Origin of the sequence: Arachidicoccus sp. (assembly GCF_050436765.1) — a bacterium.
Classification (GTDB): Bacteria; Bacteroidota; Bacteroidia; order Chitinophagales; family Chitinophagaceae; genus Arachidicoccus.
The window spans coordinates 1-3,837 of record NZ_JBNQGD010000326.1 but is presented as its reverse complement, the minus strand read 5'-3'; the positions used below and the strand labels follow the sequence as shown (position 1 = coordinate 3,837).

The window sequence follows — 3,837 nt, the reverse complement described above, 5'->3', positions numbered from 1 at the left end:
GGGATATACATTAACTTTTACCTTCCCCCGTAATGCTGCCTACGTGGATGTTAAATGGGCTGTTGAATCAAAAACTGCCGAAAAGATTCCTGAAGGAGGATGGCTTTGCTTTCCTTTTAATGTAAAGAAACCAACTTTTACCGTGGGGCGTCTGGGTGGTGCAATTAATCCTGTAAAAGATATAATACCCGGTACAAGCAGGTACCTGATGGCGGTGGCTACAGGTGTAGCCATTACAGAACCCAACAAATCGGGAATGGCACTTACCTCGGAAGACGCACCATTGCTAAGTGTCGGGGAACCAGGATTGTGGAAATTTTCAATGGATTATATACCAACTATCCCATCTGTATTCGTGAATCTGTATAATAATATGTGGAATACCAATTATGCTTTATGGCAGGATGGCTCCTGGTCAGAAAGAGTACGCATTTGGCCGGTGGATAAAGGTACGCAGACCGTTCCTGATTTAACGCGATATGGATGGGAGACGCGTGTGCCTTTGTTAACAGGAGTGGCAGACGGGGATGCGGGCAATTTGCCGATCACTAAAACTGGTATTTTCCTTTCAAGAGCCGGAATTTTAATAACTGCCTTTGGTAAAAACCCTGATGGCGATGGTACAATTTTACGTCTATGGGAGCAGTCAGGCATTTCTGGGAAAGTGGTGATAACGCTTCCAAAAGAATCAAACTATAAGATAGCCAAATTTGTAAATTTACGAGGAGTAGAACTCGGTAAGCAAATTGTGATAGGTAATGATAAAAAGATAACGGTTGATCTAAAAGCATTTGCTCCTTTATCTTTATTACTAAAATAATCTATTAATTGTAGGTTCAATGAAGATGTTTGATGATGTATAGTGTTGCGAACAAACGCTATACATCATTCTATTTTAGCGTACTGTTTAATAAAATCTCTAGGTGAGATTCCTTTTAGCTCCTTAAAATGTTTATTGAAATTAGAAATATTATTGTATCCACTTTCATAACAGACTTCGGTAATATTAAAATCGCCTTGAATTAATAATCTAGCGGCATGACCAATTCTTACTTCTTTTACGAAATTAATTAGGGTTCTGTTTGTTTTGGCCTTGAAGTATCTGCAAAATGCAGCAGTAGACATATGGATAATAGAAGCAACATCATGTAATGAAATTTCCTCTTTGAAATTTTTAAATATATAATCGAATACCTTGTTTATTTTATTTGCTTCATTGGGTGTTTCAATAACGTTGAAATTGAGCGAGGATAATATTTTAGCATGAGGAGATTTTGCCAATATATCTAGCAGTTGGAGCATTAATGCCATGCGCGTAAGGCCCGTCTCAAAGAGCATCTGGTTCAAGATGAGCCTGGCCTTATTAACTGTCTCACCTGAAAAGCTAATGCCCATTGCAGCATTGGCAAATAGTTCGTTTGTTTTTTTTACTTCAGGCTTTTCAAGCCAGTCCTTTCCAATAAAATCGGGAGAAAAATGTACCACAATAAGTTGTGGCTGTAGCATGGTCTCGACCGTTTGATAATATTGCCAGCAGTGCGGTAGATAACTACCCATCAGTACTAATTCTGTTCCATAGAAGTCTTCAATATGGTCGCCAATAAATCGTTTGCCCATACAGTTTTCAATTAATGCAATTTCAAAGTCTATATGACATTTTAATGTTTCATATTTTTTTAATTCCAACAATTCTGAACTTACTGTGAAAGATTGATCTGGCGGAAACGTGAATTTTTCATAAAAGTATTCCATGGTCTACATCTGTTTATTATGGTATAGAAAAGCCGTTGTTTTGTGGTATACCGAGACAGTGAAAATACATATTTTTTTGAATTTAAAGCTAAAAGTATAGAATGTTAATAGCTTTCGTTAAGAAAAGCAAAAAAGCATCGGTTGTTGTCAATTTTAGTGTTGTTTAACGGTTGTTAGTGATGCTACCTTTAACAAAGATTTTAACCCGGTTGCTTTTAAGTAAAAGCATATTTTAATAAAAATTTAAAATAAATTCAATGAATCGATTAAACTACAAATTTCTATTTTGTGCAGCCGTAGTTTGTTGCTTGCTCATTTTTACAAACCAGTCTTATGCGCAATCGACAATTATTAAGGCCAACGGAACCGTTACGGATAATAAGGGTGTGAATCCTTTATTCGGCGCTACGGTACACGAAATAGGTGGAAAAGAAAAAACTACGCTAACTGATAAGAATGGACAGTTTCAAATAGCTGTACCACTTCACAGCAGGTTAAGGGTAAGTATGGAAGGTTACAAGTCAGCTGAAGTGGAAGTGACATCGTCTGACGCTATTTCTGTTCAGCTTGATACGTCTGCTGCGAATCTTGACGACGTAATTGTTATTGGGTACACGACACAAAAGAAAGAGTTACTAACCGGTGCTGTCGCCACGGTAAAATTTAAAGAGGCGGATGCGGAAATACCGACTTCATCAGTAGGTAACCTTCTGGCAGGTAGAATGGCTGGAGTAAATGTCAGTACACCCAATGGAGCACCTGGCGCTCAGCCAAGTATTAGTATTAGAACAGCAAGTTCATGGAATACCGCCGGTGTATTATATGTAATAGACGGCAGAATTTCTAACGCGAGCGATTTTAACAACTTAGCCCCCAATGAAATTGATGAAATAACTGTTTTAAAAGATGCCGCCACTACAGCTGCATACGGCTCTCGAGCTGCCGGTGGTGTAATGGTCATTACCACTAAACGTGGTAAGGCAGGCAAAGCGGTGGTTAACTACTCCTATAACACGGGTCGGGATGTACGCGGTAATAATGAAGCATTAACCAGCGCGGTACAATATGGCGTAATTTATAATAGAATCTCTGGTGGTGGTCCCGGTGCATTGGGTTCAGCCTGGACTTCGGCCGATTCGACCTATTTTGCTACACACGATTTCGGCAGCGGCTTAGGTCAGGGATTTAGACAGATAAACGATGTATTTATAAACCCGTATATTACCACTCATAATATAAATGCCTCCGGGGGGTCAGATAAAATTAAATATTTTATTGGAGCGTCCTATGTAGATCAATCAACCTTCATCAAAAATACCAATCTGAAAAAATACAATGTTAGAGCTAATATTACGGCCGATCTAAGTAAAAATGTTTCTGTTTTTGCAGGTCTTTCTCTAAATGATGACAAATTTGCACAGCCCGGGGGTGATTGGACGGGAGATATGTATTCTAAGCTTTTAGTATGGCAACCTTACATGCCTTCCTATACCGCTAATAGACTACCCGTGGATTATTTTTGGATTAGCAATAAATCCGCCGAGGCCGATGGTCTTGCCGGTTATTCTAAAACAGAAAATATCGCACCGGTTGCCAACTTAAATCTTACCTATAACGCGCCTTTTTTGGCGGGTTTAAGCGCGAAGGCTTCTTATGTAAAATCTTATTATTTTAATGATACAAAAAATTTCACCCACCCCTTCACCTATTACCAATTAGCACAAACGGATCCTTATATCTGGAACTTGGATAGCATTGTAGGCTCTCGTTTAAGTGCACACACACCCGAATTAGAAAAACAGGCATCTTGGAGTCAAACCGGGCAACTAGATCTTCAGTTAAACTATGTGGCAAGTTTTGGAAGACATCACGTAAGTGCAGCATTGGTATATGAAAATTATCAAACAAGCGGAGAAGGTGAAGATGCAGCAATTACAGGTTTCCCCATCTACACCTATGATCAATTGTGGGCTGCTACCGGGGGATAGTGTATTATCAACAACAATGCGAACAAACTGGTAATGAATAATTATGGTACGGGATATAATAACGGCACAAACTCGTATAGCCGACAATTTACATACG

3 protein-coding genes are annotated in these 3,837 nt (G+C 39.0%); 2 read left to right on the top strand and 1 reads right to left on the bottom strand.

Annotated features, from left to right (window positions below):
* Window positions 1-820: hypothetical protein (locus ACQR30_RS14075; protein WP_429736204.1), on the top strand; the 820-nt coding region annotated here is incomplete at its 5' end.
* A 65-nt stretch (window positions 821-885) separates the two neighbouring features.
* Here the strand turns inward: ACQR30_RS14075 and ACQR30_RS14070 are convergent.
* The gene (locus ACQR30_RS14070) at window positions 886-1,752 is read right to left on the bottom strand and encodes an AraC family transcriptional regulator (protein WP_429736202.1); all 867 of its coding nucleotides are present in this window, start codon (window positions 1,750-1,752) and stop codon (window positions 886-888) included.
* A 257-nt stretch (window positions 1,753-2,009) separates the two neighbouring features.
* On the opposite strand from ACQR30_RS14070, the gene ACQR30_RS14065 reads away from it, so the two are divergent.
* Entirely contained in the window at window positions 2,010-3,740 is a 1,731-nt protein-coding gene (locus ACQR30_RS14065) for a TonB-dependent receptor plug domain-containing protein (RefSeq protein ID WP_429736200.1), read from the top strand.
* Window positions 3,741-3,837: the final 97 nt, after the last annotated feature.